General features: G+C 35.5%; 1 protein-coding gene. It reads left to right on the top strand.

Annotation, left to right across the window (positions count from 1 at the left end):
* Positions 1 to 770 (top strand): methyl-accepting chemotaxis protein (locus CSUIS19073_RS08255; RefSeq protein WP_330518314.1); only part of this gene is annotated, 770 nt, incomplete at its 5' end.
* Positions 771 to 822 lie beyond the last annotated feature (52 nt).

Here is an 822-nt window from a genome sequence, read left to right on the forward strand (position 1 = left end):
AGCTCAAAAATGTCCTAAATAAAATGCTTGATGTCCTAGAGCAAAAAGTAGGTAGCGATATAAATGCTATCCAAGGTGTATTTGATAAATTCAAACAACTAGATTTCACCGTAAGGATAGATAATCCAAAAGGTGAAGTAGAGATGGTAACTAACCTTCTAGGCGATGAAGTAACTAAAATGCTAAAAGCAAATTTAGAACAAGCTAGTAACCTACAAAATAAAGCCGATGAGCTAAAAGGCTTTGTAACTTCACTAAATGAAGGTGCCAAATCTCAAAGCGAATCACTTCAAGAAAGTGCCGCAGCTGTAGAAGAGATGAGTAGCTCAATGAACTCTATAAATGATAGAGCTAGTGAAGTAATCAAACAAAGCGAAGATATTAAAAACATAATCACAATAATCAGAGATATAGCAGACCAAACAAATCTACTAGCACTAAATGCAGCTATTGAAGCGGCTCGTGCTGGAGAGCATGGTAGGGGATTTGCCGTGGTGGCTGATGAGGTCAGAAAACTAGCTGAGAGAACTCAAAAATCACTAGGCGAAATAGAAGCAAATGTAAATATACTAAGCCAAAGTATAAATGAGATGAGCCAAAGCATAAGCGAGCAAACTCAAGCTATAAATCAGATAAATGAAGCTATAGTAAATGTAGATGGCTTAACGAGACAAAACACACAAATCGCTCAAAACAGCAATATAGTAGCTAATGAAGTTGATAGCATAGCTGATGCTGTAGTAGCTGAAGTTAAAAAGAAAAAATTCTAATTTCACACTCACATTTTACTCCTTAAATATATGCAAGATTTATTCTTGCATA

The sequence above is a fragment of the Campylobacter sp. RM19073 genome (assembly GCF_024723495.1).
GTDB classification, from domain to species: domain Bacteria; phylum Campylobacterota; class Campylobacteria; order Campylobacterales; family Campylobacteraceae; genus Campylobacter; species Campylobacter porcelli.